16 protein-coding genes and 1 tRNA gene are annotated in these 18700 nt (G+C 64.2%); 13 read left to right on the top strand and 4 right to left on the bottom strand.

Translation table 11 applies throughout. The features are described 5' to 3' along the window. Nucleotides 1–219 precede the first annotated feature (219 nt). From PSQ39_RS03640 to PSQ39_RS03630, 3 genes are read right to left on the bottom strand one after another with little or no spacing between them, the layout of a single operon-like run. On the bottom strand, nucleotides 220–1680 hold the full coding sequence (locus PSQ39_RS03640) for an efflux transporter outer membrane subunit (protein WP_273925232.1): 1461 nt from the start codon (nucleotides 1678–1680) through the stop codon (nucleotides 220–222). Continuing rightward, nucleotides 1673–4846 carry an efflux RND transporter permease subunit gene (locus PSQ39_RS03635; RefSeq protein ID WP_273925231.1) on the bottom strand — a complete coding sequence of 1058 codons (3174 nt, stop codon included), beginning with the start codon at nucleotides 4844–4846 and terminating at the stop codon, nucleotides 1673–1675. Before PSQ39_RS03635 ends, PSQ39_RS03640 begins: the two co-directional genes overlap by 8 nt. 12 nt (nucleotides 4847–4858) lie before the next feature. Then, on the bottom strand, nucleotides 4859–6112 hold the full coding sequence (locus PSQ39_RS03630) for an efflux RND transporter periplasmic adaptor subunit (RefSeq protein ID WP_273925230.1): 1254 nt from the start codon (nucleotides 6110–6112) through the stop codon (nucleotides 4859–4861). A gap of 154 nt (nucleotides 6113–6266) precedes the next feature. Between PSQ39_RS03630 and PSQ39_RS03625 the strand changes: the two genes are divergently transcribed. From PSQ39_RS03625 to PSQ39_RS03570, 12 genes are all read left to right on the top strand, one after another. After that, the gene (locus PSQ39_RS03625) at nucleotides 6267–6911 is read left to right on the top strand and encodes a TetR family transcriptional regulator (protein ID WP_273925228.1); all 645 of its coding nucleotides are present in this window, start codon (nucleotides 6267–6269) and stop codon (nucleotides 6909–6911) included. A 130-nt stretch (nucleotides 6912–7041) separates the two neighbouring features. Continuing rightward, nucleotides 7042–7117, top strand: a tRNA-Arg gene (locus tag PSQ39_RS03620). 470 nt (nucleotides 7118–7587) lie between these two features. Further along, nucleotides 7588–7890 carry an urease subunit gamma gene (locus PSQ39_RS03615; RefSeq protein WP_273925227.1) on the top strand — a complete coding sequence of 101 codons (303 nt, stop codon included), beginning with the start codon at nucleotides 7588–7590 and terminating at the stop codon, nucleotides 7888–7890. Between the two features lie 15 nt (nucleotides 7891–7905). Continuing rightward, a complete protein-coding gene (gene ureB, locus PSQ39_RS03610) occupies nucleotides 7906–8331 on the top strand; it encodes an urease subunit beta (RefSeq protein ID WP_273925226.1) in 426 nt (141 codons plus the stop codon). Between the two features lie 18 nt (nucleotides 8332–8349). Beyond that, nucleotides 8350–10068: an urease subunit alpha gene (locus PSQ39_RS03605; protein WP_273925224.1), complete on the top strand. Its 1719-nt coding sequence runs from the start codon at nucleotides 8350–8352 to the stop codon at nucleotides 10066–10068. Nucleotides 10069–10078: 10 nt separating this feature from the next. Then, nucleotides 10079–10792, top strand: coding sequence for an urease accessory protein UreE (locus tag PSQ39_RS03600; RefSeq protein WP_273925223.1), 714 nt, complete (start codon nucleotides 10079–10081; stop codon nucleotides 10790–10792). A gap of 3 nt (nucleotides 10793–10795) precedes the next feature. Beyond that, nucleotides 10796–11491, top strand: coding sequence for an urease accessory protein UreF (locus PSQ39_RS03595; protein ID WP_273925222.1), 696 nt, complete (start codon nucleotides 10796–10798; stop codon nucleotides 11489–11491). A gap of 38 nt (nucleotides 11492–11529) precedes the next feature. Further along, nucleotides 11530–12159, top strand: a complete 630-nt coding sequence (gene ureG / locus PSQ39_RS03590; protein ID WP_273925221.1) for an urease accessory protein UreG — start codon at nucleotides 11530–11532, stop codon at nucleotides 12157–12159. Continuing rightward, on the top strand, nucleotides 12156–13106 hold the full coding sequence (locus PSQ39_RS03585) for an urease accessory protein UreD (RefSeq protein ID WP_273925220.1): 951 nt from the start codon (nucleotides 12156–12158) through the stop codon (nucleotides 13104–13106). The genes ureG and PSQ39_RS03585 overlap by 4 nt, the downstream gene beginning before the upstream one ends. Nucleotides 13107–13125: 19 nt before the next feature. Beyond that, nucleotides 13126–14109, top strand: coding sequence for an urea transporter (locus PSQ39_RS03580; protein ID WP_273925218.1), 984 nt, complete (start codon nucleotides 13126–13128; stop codon nucleotides 14107–14109). Nucleotides 14110–14144: 35 nt separating this feature from the next. Further along, a complete protein-coding gene (locus tag PSQ39_RS03575; protein ID WP_273925217.1) occupies nucleotides 14145–14981 on the top strand; it encodes a HoxN/HupN/NixA family nickel/cobalt transporter in 837 nt (278 codons plus the stop codon). Continuing rightward, complete coding sequence (locus PSQ39_RS03570) at nucleotides 14978–17197, top strand: mechanosensitive ion channel family protein (protein ID WP_273925216.1); 2220 nt, start codon at nucleotides 14978–14980, stop codon at nucleotides 17195–17197. The genes PSQ39_RS03575 and PSQ39_RS03570 overlap by 4 nt, the downstream gene beginning before the upstream one ends. A gap of 105 nt (nucleotides 17198–17302) precedes the next feature. Here PSQ39_RS03570 and PSQ39_RS03565 read toward each other — a convergent pair whose 3' ends face one another. Beyond that, nucleotides 17303–17767 carry an ion channel gene (locus tag PSQ39_RS03565; RefSeq protein ID WP_273925215.1) on the bottom strand — a complete coding sequence of 155 codons (465 nt, stop codon included), beginning with the start codon at nucleotides 17765–17767 and terminating at the stop codon, nucleotides 17303–17305. Nucleotides 17768–18174: 407 nt separating this feature from the next. On the opposite strand from PSQ39_RS03565, the gene PSQ39_RS03560 reads away from it, so the two are divergent. Next, nucleotides 18175–18582 (top strand): hypothetical protein, encoded by a 408-nt coding sequence (locus tag PSQ39_RS03560; RefSeq protein ID WP_273925214.1) that lies wholly within the window; start codon nucleotides 18175–18177, stop codon nucleotides 18580–18582. Nucleotides 18583–18700: the final 118 nt, after the last annotated feature.

Below are 18700 nucleotides of genomic sequence, written 5' to 3'. Positions count from 1 at the left end.
AAATGGCGGATCTTGTCTTTGTTTGCGTGTGTTTCGGGGTCGACGAAATGCGAACAAAGTTGTGCGAAGTGACCGCCGGTACAGTCGTCTGGTGGAGCGGGCCAGCCGCGTCGGGCGGCATTAACACATCGCTCGCCAGTGCTGCTGAGGGTCAGGCTTCGCCAATCGCCTGAGTCCGTCCGGCGGGCTGGTGGCGGGCCGTCGCCGGCCCGCTCCAGCTCAGCGCGTGGTCGGAGCCGCGGCCGTGGCCACCGCCTCGGTCCAGCCGCCGCCCAGCACCTTGTACAAGGTGACCTGGCTTTGCAGCTGGGCCAGGCGGGTCTGCACCAGGGATTGCTGGGTCGCGAACAGGGTGCGTTGCGCGTCCAGCAGGTCCAGGTAGCTGGCCACGCCGCTTTGGTAGCGCAGGTCGGCCAATTGCAGGCGTCGGCTGTCGGCCTTGGCTTGGGCTTCCAGGGCGCGCAGTTGGTCGCCCAGGGTGTCGCGCCCGGCCAGGGCGTCGGCCACTTCGCGGAAGGCGCTCTGGATGGCCTTCTCGTACTGCGCGACGGCGATGTCGCGCCCGGCCTTGGCTGAATCCAGCCCCGCCTGGTTGCGGCCTGCGTCAAACAGCGGCAGCACAATTTGCGGCGTGGGCGTGAAGCCCCAAGAGCCGTCCTTGAACAGGCCCGAGAGCTGCCCGCTGGCCGAGCCGTAACCCGCCGTCAACGAGATGCGCGGGAAGAAGGCCGCCCGCGCCGCGCCGATGTTGGCATTGGCCGCCAGCAGGGATTGCTCTGCCTGGCGGATGTCGGGGCGCGCCGTCAGCAGGTCCGAGGGCAAGCCCGCAGGCACGTCAGGCAGGCGGGTCTCGCTCAAGCCGGTGTGCATCAGGCTGTTGCTGACTTCGGCCGGCAGTGCTTGGCCCAGCAGCAGCACCAGGGCGTTTTCGTCCTGGGCACGCTGGCGCAGCAGCTGCACCTGGGTGGCGCGCGCGCTCTCGGCCAGCGACTCGGCCTGGCGCAGGTCCAGCTCCGAGGCGGCGCCGCTGTCAAAGCGCAGCCGGGTCAGGCGCACCGAGTCCTCACGCGAGGCCAGGGTCTGGCGCGTGAGGCTCAGCAGCTCCTGGTCGGCCTGCAGCGTCAGCCAGCCGTTGGCCACGCTGGCCACCAGGCTGATCTGGGCGCTCTTGCGCGCCTCGTCCGTGGCCAGGTACTGGGCCAGCGCCTGTTCCTTCAGGCTGGCGACGCGGCCAAAGAAGTCCAGCTCCCAGGCGCTGACTTGCAGGCCGGCGCTGTAGAGCTTGCTCACATTGCCGGCGCTGGTCAGGTTGCTGCTCAGGTTGCCGGCCAGGTTCAGTGTGGGGTACTGGTCCGCGCGCTTGATCTGGAAGGCGGCCTGAGCTTGCTGGATGTTGAGCACCGAGACCCGCAGGTCACGGTTATTGGCCAGGGCCAACTCGATCAACTGACGCAGGCGCGGGTCGCTGTAAAAGCGCGTCCAGGGCAACTCGGCGGCGCTGGTGCCGCTCGGGCTGGCCGAGGCCCCAGGCTGCACCCGCGGGAAGGTGGCTGCCGTTGGGTTGGCCGGGCGCTCGTAGCTCGGGATCATGCTGCAGCCGCCCAGCAGCAGGGCCAGGGCCAGTGCCGTGGGCGCGCTGCGCAGGGTGGAGCGCGACAGCGCTTGACGGGTCTTACTCATGGGAATGTCCTCCATCCGCCGCTTCGGCCACGCCAGCGTTCTTGGCGTGTTCGGCGTACATCTTGCGCTGGCGTTCGCTGCCCTTGAACAGGGTGCGCACCACCACGAAAAACACGGGCACAAAGAACACCGCCAGCACCGTGCCGGTGATCATGCCGCCCACCACGCCGGTGCCGATGGCGCGTTGGCTGGCCGAGCCCGCACCCGTGGCAATGGCCAGGGGCACCACGCCCAGCATGAAGGCCAGCGAGGTCATCACGATGGGGCGGAAGCGCAGGTGCGCGGCGGCCAGGGCCGACTCGATCACCCCGCGCCCTTGGGCTTGCAGGTCCTTGGCGAATTCGATGATCAAAATCGCGTTCTTCGCCGACAGGCCAATGATGGTGATCAGGCCCACCTGGAAGTACACGTCGTTCGAGTACGCCCGCAGCAAGGTGGCCAGCAGCACGCCCAGCACGCCCAGGGGCACAACAAGAATCACCGACAGCGGGATCGACCAGCTTTCATATAGCGCCGCCAGGCACAGGAACACGGCCAGCACGGCAAAGCCGTACAGGATCACGGCCTGCGAGCCGGCGAGCTTTTCTTCCCGCGACTGGCCCGTCCATTCATAGCCAAAGCCCGGGGGCAGTTGGGCGGCCAGCTTTTCCATCTCAGCCATGGCTTCACCGGTGCTGCGGCCTGGGGCCGTGCCACCGCTGATGCGCACGGCCGGGTAGCCGTTGTAGCGCACGGTTTGCATGGCGCCGTTGGCCCAGCGCGTGGTCGCGAAGGCCGACAGCGGCACCAAGCTGCCTTGGCTGTTGGCCACGCGCAGCTTGAGGATGTCCTCGGGCTGCATGCGGGCCGGCGCGTCGGCTTGTACCACCACGCGTTGCAGACGACCCTGGTTGGGGAAGTCGTTCACATAGCTCGACCCCAGCGCCGTGGAGATGGCCGAGTTGATGCTGTCAAAGGGCACGCCCAGGGCTTGCGCCTTGTCGCGGTCCACATCGATTTGCAATTGAGGCGCATCTTCCAGGCCATCCGGGCGCACCTGGGTCAGCACCTTGCTTTGCGAGGCCATGCCCAGCAACTGGTTGCGTGCGGCAATCAGCGCATCGTGGCCCTTGCCCGCGCGGTCCTGCAGCCGGAAGGTGAAGCCGGTGGCGTTGCCCAGTTCAGAAATGGGCGGGGGGCTCAGCGGGAAGATGAAGGCATCGCGGATGCCCATCAGGGCTCCGAAAGCGCGGCCGGCCAGGGCTTGCGCCGAGTGCTCTTCGCCATGGCGTTCGTCCCAGGGCTTGAGGGTCACAAAGCCCAGGGCCGCATTCTGGCCTTGGCCGGAGAAGCTGAAGCCCAGCACGCCGACCATGCTCTTGACCTCGGGCTGGTTCAGCACAAAGCCTTCGACTTGTTCCATCACGGCGCGGGTGCGCTCGATGGTGGCGCCCGGGGGCAGTTGCACGTTCACCAGCATCGTGCCCTGGTCTTCGTTGGGCAGGAAGGAGGTCGGCAGTCGGGTGTAGATCACGCCGGCGGCGGCCACGATGGCGAGGTAAATCACCATGTAGCGGCCCGCGCGCTTGAGCAGGCGGGCGACCCAGCCCTCGTAGCGCTTGGCGCCTCGGTTGAAGCTGCGGTTGAACCAGCCGAAGAAGCCCTTCTTTTCATGGTGAGCGGGATCCACGGGCTTGAGCAGCGAGGCGCACAGGGCCGGCGTCAGCGACAGGGCCAGGAAGGCCGAGAACGCGATCGACGACACCATCACCGCCGAGAACTGGCGGTAGATGTTGCCCACCGAACCACTGAAGAACGCCAGCGGCACGAACACCGAGATCAGCACCACGGTCACGCCGATGATGGCGCCCGAGATCTGGCCCATGGCCTTGCGCGTGGCCTCCAGCGGGGGCAGGCCTTCTTCACTCATGATGCGCTCGACGTTCTCCACCACCACGATGGCGTCGTCCACCACGATGCCGATCACCAGCACCATGCCGAACATGGTCAGCACGTTGATCGAGAAGCCCAGGGCCAGCAGCGTGGCAAAAGTGCCCAACAGGGCCACCGGCACCACGATGGTCGGGATCACGGTGTAGCGCCAGTTCTGCAGGAACAGGAACATCACCAGGAACACCAGCACCACGGCTTCGACCAGGGTTTCGGCCACCTGGCTCAGGGAGATCTTCACAAAGCCCGAGCTGTCGTACGGAATCGAGTACGACATCCCGGCCGGGAAGTAGCCCTGCAGTTGGTTCATCTTGGTCTTGACCGCGTTGGCAGCAGCCAACGCATTGCCAGAGGGCGTCAGCTGGACGCCGATGCCCGTGGCGGGCTTGCCGTTGAGTCGGGCCGAGGTGCCATAGGTTTGGGCCCCCAGTTCGATGCGGGCCACGTCCTTCAGGCGCACGGTGGAGCCATCGGCGTTGGCGCGCAGCACGATCTTGCCAAACTGCTCCACGTTGGCGAGCTGGCCTTGCACCACCACGGTGGCGGCAATGCCTTGACCCGTCACATTGGGCAGGTCGCCGATCGCGCCCGAGGACACCTGGGCGTTTTGCGCCTTGATGGCTGCGTTCACATCGGCGGGCGACAGGTTGAAGCCGGTCAGCTTGGCCGGGTCGATCCAGACGCGCATGGCGCGCTCCGTGCCGAACAGCTGAGCCTGACCAATGCCTGGCAGGCGTTGGATTTCCGGGATCACATTGCGCGAGGCGTAGTCGCCCAGCGCAATCGGGTCGTAGGCGCCGTTGTCCGAGGACAGCATGATGAACAGCAAGAAGTTGCTGCGCGACTTGTCCACCCGCACGCCTTGCTGCGTCACCGCGCTGGGCAGTCGGGGGGTGGCCCGCGAGAGGCGGTTTTGCACATCCACCTGGGCCAGGTCCGGGTTGGTGCCCGGCTCAAAGCTCAGGGTGATCGAGCCCGTGCCGTCGGCTTGGCTGACCGACTCCATGTAGATCAGCCCAGGAGAGCCGTTCATTTCGCGTTCGATCACGCTGATCACGCTGTCTTCCAGCGTTTGCGCCGAGGCGCCGGGGTAGCTCGTGTTGATCACCACCGACGGCGGGGCCACCGGGGGGTACTGCGAGATCGGGAGTTGGGTGATGGACACCCCGCCCAGGACCAGGATGAACAGTGCGATCACCCAGGCAAAAATGGGCCTGTCAATGAAGAACTTCGCCATGTGTCAGGCTCCTCAGGACTTGGCAGCCGGGGCGGCCGCAGCAGGGGCGGCAGCGGGCGCTGCGCTGCCCGGGGCCTTCCAAGGCACGGCCTTCACCGGGGCGTCGCCGCGCAGCTTCTGGAAGCCGTCGACCATCACTTGCTCGCCGGCCTTCAGGCCGTCCAGCACCACCCATTGGTTGCCCTTGCCCGTGGCCACCTTGACGGGGCGCGGGCTGACCTTGCCTTCAGGGCTGACCACCATCACCACATCGCCCTGGCCGCTGCGCGTCACCGCTTGCTGCGGCAAGGTGATGGCGTTGCTGGCCTGGGCTTGCTCCAGGCGCACACGTACGTACAAACCAGGCAGCAGCTGGCCACCGGGGTTGGGCACCTCGGCGCGCAGCGTGATCTGGCCGGTGCTGCTGTCCACCGTCAGGTCAGAGAACAAGAGCTTGCCTGCGCGCGGGTACTCGCTGCCGTCGTCCTGCACCAGGCGCACGCTGGCGGCTTCGGCACCGTTGGCGCGCTTGTACTGGCCTTGGGCCAAGGCCTGGCGCAGCTTCATGACTTCGGCGGCGGATTGGGTGAAGTTCACGTACAGCGGATCGATCTGCTGCACCACGGCCAATTGCGTGGCTTCGCTTTGGCCCACCAGGGCGCCCACGGTCACCAGCTCACGGCCGATGCGGCCCGAAATCGGGGCCGTCACGGTGGTGTAGCCCAGGTTGATCTTGGCGGTTTGCAGGGCGGCCTTGGCCGAGGCCACGTCGGCTTCGGCCTGCTTCTGGGCGGCTTCGGCGTTCACATAGTCCTGCTTGCTGATGGCATTGGCCTCGATCAGCGGCTTGTAGCGCGCCAATTGGGCGGCGGCTTGCATCAGGTTGGCTTCGGCCTTGGCCACGGCGGCCTGGGCACTGTCAAAGCTGGCCTTGTAGGGGGCGGCGTCGATTTGGAACAGCGCCTGGCCGGCCTTCACATCGCTGCCTTCGCGGAACAGGCGCTCTTGCAAGATGCCCGTGGCGCGTGCACGCACCTGGGCCACGCGGGAGGCTTCCAGGCGGCCCGGCAACTCGGTCACCAGACCGACATCGCCCGGGGTCACGGTCACCACGCCCACCTCGGCCGGGGGCGGGCCACCCGCGCCCCCAGGGCCTCCCTGGGCATTGGAAGGACCGCAGCCTGCCAGCACCGCACTCAGTGCAGCGGCCGCAGCCAAAAGGGTGAGCCGGGCCGGCAGCGGCTGGCGCAAGGGAACGGCCTGGGCCGCAGAGAGGGAGTCAGTCATGTCGGTTTTCCAGATTGGGTGGGTTTGCTGAGCGCACGCAGACGGTGTCAACGCACACTTTGTATTGACTGGTTAAAAAACGAAAGCAAAGTATACATACATCCATGAATGTATGATGTGAGCCTTAGGTAAATACCCCCACCGGAGACAGCCCATGGTCCGTCGCACCAAAGAAGATGCTCTTGCCACCCGGCACAGCTTGCTGGATGCCGCCGAGCACGTGTTCTCAGAAAAAGGCGTGTCGCGCAGCTCGCTCAATGACATAGCGGTCGCCGCTGGCACCACACGGGGCGCCATCTACTGGCACTTCAAGGACAAGGCAGACCTGTTCAACGCCATGATGGAACGCGTCACCTTGCCCATGGAAGAGGCGCTGGAGCAGATGGGCCGCGAGCCTGGCCGCGACCCCCTGGAGGACATGCGCCAGTCTGCGGTCGATGTGTTAAGGAAAATGGTCAATGACCCGGTCGTGCAGCGGGTCTTTGAGGTGGCCTCGTACAAGGTGGAGTACGTCGGGGACGCCTTGCCCATCAAGCAGCGCCACCTGGAAGCCCGCAACGGTTGCCTGGCCGAGATGACCCGCAGCCTGCAAGCCGCCGCCGACCTGCACCGCTGCGCACTGCCCATGCCCGCCGCCATGGCGGCACAAGGCCTGCACGCCATCGTGGATGGCTTGATCCAGAACTGGTTGCTGTCGCCCGGCGACTTTGATGTGGTCAGCACTGGACAGCAGGCAATCGACACATTCCTGGTGGGCCTGGGCTTCCCCAGGCCGGCCCCTCAAGCCCGCGCCCTCTGAGGCCAGGCCCATCCGAGCTCGGGCAGGGGGCGCCCGGCCAGGGGGCTTGCTGATGGCTCCGAGCCTGTTTTGGGTTGGGCGGCCTGGTCGCCGTGCCATAATCCGCCACTTGCCTACCGGCATCCGGTACGCGGCTGTAGCTCAGTGGATAGAGTATTGGCCTCCGAAGCCAAGGGTCGTGGGTTCGATCCCCGCCAGCCGCACCACCAACGTCCAAGCCCTTGATCTTCAAGGGCTTTTTCGTCTCTGGGCGGTCTTTCACGTCGCCATCCACCGCCGGCGAGTCTGGCACCTCCCCCCGCCGACAGCACCCCCCTCATTCACCCGCATGGTCACCCGGTTGGCCTGCGCGTCCCCCACCCACCCTCATGGCGCCTGACCTGCGCCCGGCGCAGCCGTTCCCTGGCCTGGTCGCGCTCATGCCGCGGGCATTTCACATGCACAGTGAATCGATACGCATCTGATTACTGATAAATATTATTTCAAATATTCTCAATATCATTTTTACATTTTATCTGCCGTTGAATCAAACGCGTACAAATGGAAATGTTGTTTTTGGCTAAGCTGCGCTGGCAATTGTTCAGCCAAGGCTGAACAAAAAGATGGCGTGGACTGAATGGCCTCGGTTGATTCAGTCGGCTGGCATCGATGGTTATGCAATGTTCGAGGAGAAACTATGCATTTGGCACCAAGAGAGCTGGATAAATTATTGATTCACACCCTGGCCATGATTGCCTTGCAGCGCAAGAGCAAGGGCCTGCCCTTGAATCACCCTGAAGCCGTGGCCGTCATCAGCGCGGCGGCGTTGGAGGGGGCACGAGAGGGCAAAACCGTGGAAGAGGTCATGACCCTGGCCAGCCAGGTCCTCACCCGTGCCGACGTCATGGAAGGCGTCGCCGACATGGTGCCTTTTGTTCAGGTGGAAGGCGTCTTCACCGACGGTAGCCGCCTGATCACGGTGCACACACCGATCCGCTGATCCCAGGAGCCCTCGATGAACACCCCCCAAGACCCTCTTCAAAACTGCCCCGTCGGTGGCGTGATATTGGCCAGTGGCGACCTCGAGATGAATCCGGGACGTCCTGTCACCACGCTCAAGGTGCGCAACACGGGCGACCGCCCGGTGCAGATCGGTTCGCATTTTCATTTTTTCGAGGTCAACGGCGACCTTGATTTTGATCGGGCACAAGCCTTTGGCAAGCGGCTTGATATTCCCGCAACGACGGCGGTTCGATTCGAGCCGGGCGACGAAAAAACCGTGAATCTGGTGCCTTATGCGGGCAGCGAACGCGTGATTGGTTTCAATAACCTGGTGGATGGCTGGGTCGGTAATGAGCACGATCACCCTTATCGCCCCCGTTTGGCCTTGGCCATGCATCGTTTGCAATTGGCTGGTTTCAAAAATACCCCTGACGCCTGACTTTTATAAAGGGTCTTTATGTCAAGAATTTCCCGACAACAAAATGCCGATCTGTTCGGCCCGACCACGGGTGACCGCATTCGCCTGGGCAATACCAGCTTGCTGGTGCAGATCGAGCAAGACCTGCGTGGCTATGGCGATGAGGCCGTGTACGGCGGCGGCAAAACCTTGCGCGACGGCATGGGTTTGGACAACCAACTCAGCAGCCGGGGCGGCGCCCCCGACCTATTGATCACCAATGTCACCATCCTGGATGCCCGTCTGGGCGTCATCAAGGCCGACGTGGGCATCAAGGACGGCAACATTTGTGGCATCGGCAAGGCGGGCAACCCGGCCACCATGCCTGGCATCACCCCCACCCTGGCCGTGGGCCCTGCCACCGATGTGATCTCGGGCGAGCACCTGATCCTGACCGCCGGCGGTATCGATACCCATGTGCACATGATCTCGCCCCAGCAGGCCCAGGCGGCCTTGTCGGGCGGCATCACCACGCTCATCGGTGGTGGCGTCGGCCCCACGGACGGCACCAACGGCACGACCATCACGGCCGGTCCCTGGAGCACCGAGATGATGATGCGCGCCTTCGACGGTCTGCCCGTGAACGTGGGCTTCACCGGCAAGGGCAACTCTTCGGGCGTGGCCACGCTGGTCGAGCAGGTCGAAGACGGTGCCATGGGCCTGAAGGTGCACGAGGACTGGGGCAGCACGCCAGGCTCGATCCGCGCGTCGCTCGAGGTGGCCGACGCCATGGACGTGCAGGTGTGCATCCACACCGACTCGCTCAACGAAGCTGGCTTTGTGGAGAACACCATCGCGGCCTTCGACGGCCGCACCATCCACACGTACCACACCGAAGGCGCAGGCGGTGGCCACGCGCCCGACATCATCCGTGTGGCGTCGCTGCAGAACGTGTTGCCCAGTTCGACCAATCCGACCCTGCCGTTCGGCGTCAACTCCCAGGCCGAGCTGTTCGACATGATCATGGTCTGCCACAACCTCAACCCCAAGATCCCCTCGGATGTCTCCTTTGCCGAGAGTCGGGTGCGGGTCGAGACGATTGCCGCCGAAAGCGTGCTGCAGGACCTGGGAGCGATCTCGATGATCTCCAGCGACTCGCAGGCCATGGGCCGCGTGGGCGAGAGCTTCACACGGGCCATCCAGACCGCCGACTTCATGAAAAAGGCGCACGGCCGGCTGGCCGAGGACACCGCCGACAACGACAACCAGCGCGTGCTGCGCTACCTGGCCAAGGTCACCATCAACCCCGCGATCACGCACGGGGTGAGCCACCTGATTGGTTCGGTCGAGGTGGGCAAATTCGCCGACCTGGTGCTGTGGGAGCCAGCCTTCTTTGGTGCCAAGCCCAAGTTTGTGATCAAGGGCGGGCTGATCGCCTGGGCCACGATGGGCGACCCGAACGCGTCGCTGCCCACGCCCCAGCCGGTGATCTATCGGCCCATGTATGGCGCTTTTGCGTCGGCCCTGCACCGCACCTGCCTGACCTTCACCTCGCGTGCAGCCCATGAGCGCGGCATTGCCCAACGCTACGGCCTGCAGCGGCGGGTCGAGCCGGTGCTCGGCACACGGGCCATCACCAAGGCCTCGATGGTGCGCAACAGCGCGACCCCCGAGATCGAGGTCAACCCCGAGACCTTCGCGGTGCGCGTCAACGGCGTCCACGCCACGGTGCCGCCCATCGAGACGGTGTCGCTGGGCCAGCTCTATTTCTTCAGTTGAGACCGCTTTCATGATCCTGATCCACGACATCCTGGGCCACAAAGACGACCCCCAGTGGGGGCCCCAACTCCAAGGCCAGACGACCGATCGCCTGCTGCTCAACCAATGGGATGCGCAAAAGAACCGGTTGCGCACCCACACCGAAAAGGGCCTGGAAATCGCCATCTCGCTGCCACGCACCACCTTCATGAAAGATGGCGACGTGCTGTACTTCAACCCCGAGACGGGGCAGGCGCTGGTCGTGGAGATCGCCTTGCGCGAAGTGCTGGTCATCGAGCTTGACCCCCACCTGGACATGAGCCCCGAGTTGCTCACGCGCACTTGCTTCGAACTGGGTCACGCGCTGGGCAACCAGCACTGGCCAGCCGTGGTCAAGGGCCATACCTTCTACGTCCCCCTGACCGTCGACCAGAAGGTGATGGGCTCGGTGATGCGCACCCACCAGTTCGAGCACATCCAGTACCGCTTCGTGCCGGGCTCGGAGGTGATCCGCTACTTGGCGCCGCACGAGTCGCGGCGGCTGTTTGCGGGGGCTGATTCGACGCCACATGTGCACTACGACCAGCTGGTGGCTGCCAGTGGCAGCGCACACGCGCACCCGCATGCCCACGGGGGTGACGAGCACACGCATGAGCACAGCCACGCGCATGGGCACGATCATGACCACGGTGACGGCGAGGGGCACCACCACGCCCCTGCGCCAGCCCTTCACGCACAGGCCTGAGCGGTGTCGGCTTCCCCTTTGAGTTTGCTGCTGCGCACGCTTCAGCTGGGCGACGGGACCTTTCCGGTGGGGGCGTTCACCTTCTCCAACGGCCTGGAGTCTGCGCTGCAAACCGGCGTGGTCACCGATGCCGCCAGCCTGAAGCGCTTTGTTCAGGGGGTGGCCTCGCAGAGTGCGGGCTTGGACGGGGTGGCCTTGCTGCACGCCCACCGCGCCGCGCGGGCCGCTGACCTGAGGCAGCTGCTGGTGGTGGACGAGGCCCTGATGATCCGGCGCGTGGGGCAGGAGCAGCGGCTCATGCTCACCCGCATGGGCAAGAAGCTCACCGAGCTGGGCGAGAGATTGGCCCCGGGCGCCTTGCCGGCCCAGTGGCTGCAGTGCATCCGTGACGGCAGCACGCCAGGCAGCTACCCCGTCAGTGCCGGTTTGTTGTTCGCCTCGCTCGAGGTGGCTGAGGCCGAGGCCTTTGCGGTTCACCACTACGGTGTGGTGTCCATGATGCTCGGGGCCGCTCTGCGCCTCATGAAGATCGATCACTACACCACCCAACAAATCGCCTTCGAACTGCATGGGGACATTGACGAGATCTACCAGCAGAAAGCGAACTGCGCGCTGGAAGACATGGCCAGCTTCTCCCCCGTGTTTGACGTGCTGGTGGCGCAGCACGAACAGGCCACGGTTCGAATGTTCATGAACTGAGTCGCCTCCCCGATTTCAAAACCATCCACAGCTACGACATGAAAAGAATCACCCGAATTGGCATCGGTGGCCCTGTGGGCTCCGGTAAGACCGCCATCATTGAAGCCATCACGCCCGTGTTGATCAACTTCGGCATCAAGATGCTGATCATCACCAACGACATCGTGACCACCGAGGACGCCAAGCATGTGCAGCGCACGCTCAAGGGCATCCTGGTGGAAGAGAAAATCATGGGGGTGGAAACCGGCGCGTGCCCGCACACGGCGGTGCGTGAAGACCCGTCCATGAACCTGGCGGCGGTGGAAGACATGGAGTCCCGTTTCCCCGAAACCGACGTGGTGCTGATCGAGTCCGGTGGGGACAACCTGACCCTGACTTTCAGCCCCGCGCTGGTCGACTTCTTCATCTATGTGATTGACGTGGCGGCCGGCGACAAAATCCCGCGCAAAAATGGCCCGGGTATTTCGCAGTCGGATATTTTGGTGATCAATAAGACCGACCTGGCCCCCTATGTGGGCGCCAGTTTGCAGGTCATGCATGACGACGCCACGATGATGCGCAAGACCAAGCCCTTCATCTTCACGAACTGCAAGACCGGTGAGGGGATCCACGAACTGGTGGCCCTGATTCACCAAATGAGCTTGTTCGACGTCCCGCTCAAGCAATGACCGCGGCACCCGCCTGGCAAACCAGCATCGCGCACATGGAGCGGCTGGCCGAGCTGGACAACTACCGCAGCCAGCCCGCCCAGATGCCGGCGGCGGCGCCAGGCAAGGTCGGACGGCTGCAACTGCGCTTTGAGCGCCGCCAGGGCCGCTCGGTGCTGGCCCACCTGCACCGCGTCAGCCCCTTGCTGGTCCAGCAAGCCCTGTACTGGGATGAGGCCATGCCCGAGCTGCCGATCTGCATGATCCTGTCGGTGGGGGGCGGCACCCTGCAGGGGGACCGGCTGAGCATCGAGGTCGACGTGGCCGCCGAGACCTGCGCCCATGTCACCACCCAGGGCGCGACGCGGCTGCACGCCATGGACGCCAACTACGCGCTGCAGGCGCAAAACCTGGCGCTGGGCCCCCGCGCTTACCTTGAATACCTGCCCGAGGTGGTGATCCCTTTCCGTGACACCCGCTATGCCAGCCAGACCCACGTGCTGATGGACGAAAGCGCCACGCTGGTGCTGAGTGAATTCGTGATGCCTGGCCGTGTGCACCATGCCGGCGGTGAGTGCTTCAAGTACCGCCAGCTCTCCTTCGGCGTGCGCGTGTTTCGGCCCGGCGGACGTGCGGTGTTCAGCGAAAAGATGCTCATCGACCCCGCCCTGCAGCCGCTGGCGCTGGAGAGCGTGATGCATGGCCTGCAAACCTTCGGCACCCTGCTGGTGCTGACCCCGCCCGACGTGGCGCAGCGCGTCCGCGCGCGGGCCCGCGTAGTGTGCGGTGTGGACCTGGCGGCGGGCCTGATCAGCGGGCTGTGCGATCTGCCGGGCCAGATCGGACTCCTGTTTCGAGTGGCCGGCCTGAGCAGCGAGCAGGTGCGTCAGCAGATCAGACAGTGCTGGCAGATCGCCCGCGAAGAGGCGGTCGGTCGAACCTTGCCCACCGAATTTGCATGGCGCTGACGGCGCTGAGGAGAACCTAATGACCCCCAATCCCTTCCTGGATTTCATGCGTGCGCTGCTCAAAGGGTTTGCGCAGGTGTTCTTCATGAACAACGCGCTCACCGGTCTGTTCTTTGTGGCCGCCATTGGCTTGGCCAGCCAGACCAGTGGCGACTGGACACCGTTCTGGGGTGGGCTGCTGGGTTGCGCAGCCTCTACGCTCGCTGCCCTGGTGATCGACCGTGCCAAGGACCCTTTGCACAGCGGCATGTACGGCTTCAACGGCGTGTTGCTGGGCATCGCCTTGCCCACCTTTGTGCAGGCCAACGCGCTGATGTGGGGTTTGATTGTGCTCGGCGCCGTGCTGACCACGGTCTTCGTCGACGCCCTGAGCAACATGCTCACCAAAACCTGGGACGTGGCGGTTTCGACCGGCCCCTTTGTGCTGACCACTTGGCTGTTGTTGCTGAGCGTGTCGGCCTTTGCCGGCCTGCACTTCAACAGCCCCGCAACGAGCGTCTTGCCTGTGCCCCATGCCGCCCACTGGGCTGACCTGACCCCCCTGCTGGCGGCGCAGGTGACGCTGCGCAACATCTCACAAGTCTTCTTGCTCAACAACGCCGGGAGCGGTTTGCTGATCCTGGCGGGGGTGGCGCTGGCGTCGCGTGGCGCGGCCCTCGCTGCGCTGTTGGGTGCCCTGCTGGCGCTGGTTTTTGCCACCGTCCTGGGCGCGGACCGCCAGGCTGTGCACAACGGCATGTACGGTTTCAGCGCGGTGCTCAGCGCCATGGCGGTGGCCGTGGTGTTCATCACGCCTTCGCGTCAATCCGCCGTGGTGGCCGGCTTGGCCGTGCTGTTCACGGTGATCATCCAAGGGGCGTTGAACAAATGGCTGGCGCCTTATGGCATCCCCAGCCTGACTGCGGCCTACCTGATCGCCATGTGGCTGTTCACCTTGCCCAAGATGGACTTGCTGATCCATCCTCACCAGCCCAATGCGAGCAGCTCTTTCGCCCGCCGCTGACCCGGGTGGGCCAGGCTCTGCAGGATGGGTTTGTCATGTCACCTGACTTCGGCACCTCCGCTGTGTTGTCTCTGATGCTGGCGTTCAGCCTGGGGGTTCGCCATGGCTTTGACACCGACCACCTGGTGGCCATCGACTCACTGACCCGGCTGCACTTTCAGGCCTATCCGCGTCTGGCGCCCTGGTGTGGGGTGTTCTTTTCCCTGGGGCATGGCTTCATTGTCTTGCTCATCGCCCTGGCCACCGACGTGTTGCGCGCGCATTGGAGCGCGCCCGACTGGCTGGTGTTGACGGGCAACGGCCTGTCCATTGGCTTCTTGTTTTTGCTCGGGTGGGCCAACCTGCGCCAGGTCTTGTTCCTGCCCTCGGCGGGCACGGGCCCTGACCCTGCGCCCGCCGCGCCTTGGTGGCTTGCGCGCCTCACCCAGCGCTTGCGCCACCCCCTGGCGGCCGGTCTGGTCGGCGCGCTGTTCGCGATTTCCTACGACACCGTGGGGCAGGCGGTCCTGTTTGGCAGCAGTGCATTGGCGGGCCCCACGGCGGCCCATCCGGTGGGGCTGGCGCTGGCGTTCTTGCTGGGCATGCTGTGCGTTGACGGTGCGGCTGGCTGGTGGATGAGTTCGCTGCTGTCTCGCCCCCATGGCAACGCGCGCCGCGTCAGCCGTAGCATGGGCCTGACCGTGGCCTTGATGAGCCTGGGCATGGCCACGCTGGGCGTGGCCCGCCAATGCTCCGGTGTGGTCGACGCCTGGGCCCAAGGCTCAGGCCTGTGGCTGAGCCTGGGCAGCTTGCTGCTGCTGACGGCCAGCTTTCTTTATGCGCGCCTCAGCACCCGGCCCGAGGCAGCAGGCCCTCACCCCTCCCGACAATGAACCTGCACACGCTGACCCAAGGGATTGCGCCCGCATTGCTTCTGGCTTGGCTCGGCCTCAGCCCGCCAGCGCTCGCCGCCCTGGGGGCCGGCGGTGTGATGGAGAACATCACCCTGCTGGCCCAGCCCTACACGGCGATTTTCGGCAGCGACGCCAAGCCGGGTTCGGCCAGCACCTTGAGTCCCCAAGAATGCCTGGACAAGGTCAAAAAGGAGTCCGAGGCGTTTGCCAAGGCCCAGTCCCGTGACCCGCATCCCCGCAGTGCGGCGACCACTGAAGCCAGCCAGCGCCAGACCTTGTACGACGGCATCCGCAACATGTGCCTGCAGCGTCTGGCGCTGGAGCACGAATTCGACGTGCTGCACCGCCAGGGTGCGGCGGCCGCTCACCATCCCCCAGCAGCCAAGCCTGCCGGCCCTGGCGCCGCTGACAGCAGCATCACCGTGCTCTACGGGCTGGAGGTGGACAACTACAAGCTCCGCCGGTCTTTGAGCAGTGCCGATGAATTGCTCAAGAAAAATGCCGCCCAGTTGCTGGCCCTGCAAAAGCAATTGCTGGCCGACCAGGAGGCTTTGCCCGCGTCCAGCCCAGCCCATGTCGCCACCGACAGCGCGGCGACCGAAGCGTCCTTGCGTGCCGATCTGGCCGCCAACCAGGCCCTCTTCCGGATCCGCCTCCATGAATTCCTGAAAGAGGCCCAGCAACAGGCGCGCAACAAGATCAAGGCCAACGACATCGCGTTGGCCGCCCTGCGCCCTCGGGTGACTTTCGATGAGGGCATGCTGCAGGGCATTCTTCAGTCGCAGCGGGACCGGCGTACCCAGCGCGCCAGCCTGCCAAGCCATGGCGCCCACCAGCGCTCGAGCGACAGCCCAAGCCCCCCGGACGCCATCGTCAGCAACCTGTTCTGGAACCAGTTGCTGAACCAATTCCAGGCGGACCTCGACAACAAAAACCAGCAGGTCTGGCAGTGGCGTTACGACCTGTACAACGCCACCGAACGCAGCCCGGAGGTGATCGGACGCCGACTGCAGGCGCAGGCCAGCGATTTGCAGGCCATCAATTTGACGGTCAACAGCCTGATGGATGGTGCCTTGTCGCGTGGCCCGGGCGCTGCCCACGTGGCGGGGCCAGGTGCGCCGCCAGCGATCAGTGCGGCGCTGTTGGATCAGCTCGTCAACACCCTGGCCTTGGTCAATGAGACGGAACAAAACATGAGCATCCTGCGCGATGAAATCAACCTCGCCCTGGAGAAGTTGGACCCCGCCAAGCGCCTGTTCGACCACCTGCTGCTGCAGGCCGACAGCGCATTGCGCCTGTTCTGGGACTTCAATCTGTTCACCCTGAAAGAGCAACTCAACGTGAACGGCCAGGATGTGGTCACCACCCAGAACATCACGGTGGGCAAGAGCCTGGGCGCCATCCTGGTGCTGCTCGTGGGCTACTTGATGGGCGCCTGGCTGCTGAGGCTGCTGCGCAAGCTGGCCATCCGTTCCCTGGGCGTGAGCGAGCGCGTGGCCAACCGGGTTTACCAAGGCGCCTTGGTGCTGATGGTCGCTACGCTGGTCGTGTTCTCACTGCACCTGGTGCACGTTCCCCTGAGCGTGTTCACCCTGTTTGGTGGGGTCTTGGCCGTGGGCTTGGGCTTTGGCGCGCAGAGCCTGGTCAAGAACCTGATCGGCGCCTTGATTCTGCAATTGACCCACCCCGCGCGGGTGGGCGACTACATCGTGGTCAACCAGCACTCGGGATTCATCAAGTCCATGGGTTGGCAGTTCTGCGTGGTCCGGGGCTTTGACGGGGACGAGTCCATCATTTCCAACATGGAAATGCTCAGTGGATCGCTGATCAACTGGACCTACCAAGACAAGAACATGCGGCGCACGGTGACGGTGGGGGTGGCCTATGGCTCTCCCGTGCAGCAGGTGATTGACCTTCTGCTGGCCACCGCCGCCGCCACCCCCGAGGCCCTCCAGGACCCCGCGCCCATGGTGTACTTCAATGAGTTCGGCGATTCGTCATTGACCTTCCAGTTGAAGTACTGGATCCGTCTGGAAAACAACAGCCCGTCCATCATCGACAGTGAAGTGCGTCACCGCATCAATGACGCGCTGAACGCGGCGGGCATTGTGATGGCCTTCCCGCAGCGTGACCTGCATGTGTACCAGGATCAACCGTTCAAGGTGGACTTGGTTTCGCCCCGCCGCGCCGCCTAGCACCACCGCCCACCGCCTTCCCCCGGCTGGTTGACCACCGTGCGAGCGGCACTTGTTTTGCGGGGGCGCTTTCCTGCCCACTCGCCGACAGGGCCTGCTGTCTGCTTAACTTTGGTCCGGTTCAGTCAGGTTGGACCCCACGCGCAGTGAGTCGTAAAACCGGTTGACCAGGCTGTACATAATGCCGCCGGCCCAGGCCATATTCAGTGAGCCTGAAATTCCCTCGAGTGCCGACAAGAGTTTGAAAGGGTCGTCCGGGAGGAAGTTGGCAAACCCCAGGGTGGAAAAGCAGGAGAACGAGAAAAACAGGCTGTGGTAAAAACTTTTGAAGGCTCCTATTTCCACATACAAGGCCGCCCACACCATGCTTTGAATGACCGCGCTGACAATCAGACTGGACATTGAAATGAACAAGCGTGCCGCTGCGTGGTAGATGCTGTGCCGCCCGCTGGCCAATTGGTCGCTGATGCGCTGGTGAATCAGAAATGTCACTAAGGTTTGCATCAGGACACCAAAGGCAAAAAGAATAACGCCCATGGTGATCTGGTTCAGAATATTAAGATCGTTCATTTTCAAGTTCCGATGGTCAGCTTCTTGATGGGCCTGGCTTGTCTATTCGAGTAACCCAGGCCTTGGATTTTCTTGGCCCAAATCCGGCTCTCTATTTTCCTGGGCGCTGCGTTTCCCATTGATGAGCGCGGCCTGCCAATTCATTAATTCATTGTGTGAATTGATAGAGGGGCGGCAAATTTGTAATCGATTGGAAACACTGACAAGGTCATGGCGCCATCGTGCGCGAGGCCTGCGCTGTGCCCGCCACCCCAACAGTGCGAAAGGCTGTGCGGTGTCAGTTGGGAGGGCGATCCAAGGTTGGGTTGGCCGGGGTTTTCCAGCAGTCCCTCGCTGTCGCGTGTCAGGCTGACTATGATTCCCTCCAACGCCTCAGCCTGACCCAGGTCAAGAAGGTGGTTCCCACGATGACCCCACCGCCCCTTTTCCCCATCCGCACCGAATGTCCACCGGGCGCCTGCAACTGCGGGCGCGACGCGCTGCTGCAAAACCCCAGTGGCGACTTGCGCGTGCTGCGCCTCACGCGAGAAGAAGAAAAGCGCCTGCTGCAGCGCCTGGAGAACCTCAGCAGCCTGGCCGAGCTGCGCCGCCTGGAGACCTTGATGGCGCAGCAGCTGGGCATCACGCTGAGCATCGAGTCCAGCCCGAATGGCGTGCGCAGCCTGCGCGGCATCCTGATCCTGGTCCATGAGCAACCCGGCCTGTGCCGCAAAACCCGCCAGGCCATCCCCGCCGCCATCAAGCAAAGCCTGGAGCGCCACCCCGAGATCGCGTTCGACTTGGTCGACGTGGGGGGCTTGTTTGAGGGGTTGTGAGGTCAGGGCGCCCCTGATCCATTCTTCTGGTGGGCGGCTGAATCTCCCCTGAGCCCTGCATCTGGGCCGACAGTTGCGCCATTCAATAGCCCATGGCCTTGTCGCTTGTGGTGCAACA

It is taken from the genome of Curvibacter microcysteis, assembly GCF_028649455.1.
In the GTDB taxonomy this organism is placed as follows: Bacteria; Pseudomonadota; Gammaproteobacteria; order Burkholderiales; family Burkholderiaceae_C; genus Curvibacter; species Curvibacter microcysteis.
The sequence above is the reverse complement of the archived record's forward strand: the minus strand, read 5'-3'. Positions and strand labels throughout refer to the sequence as shown.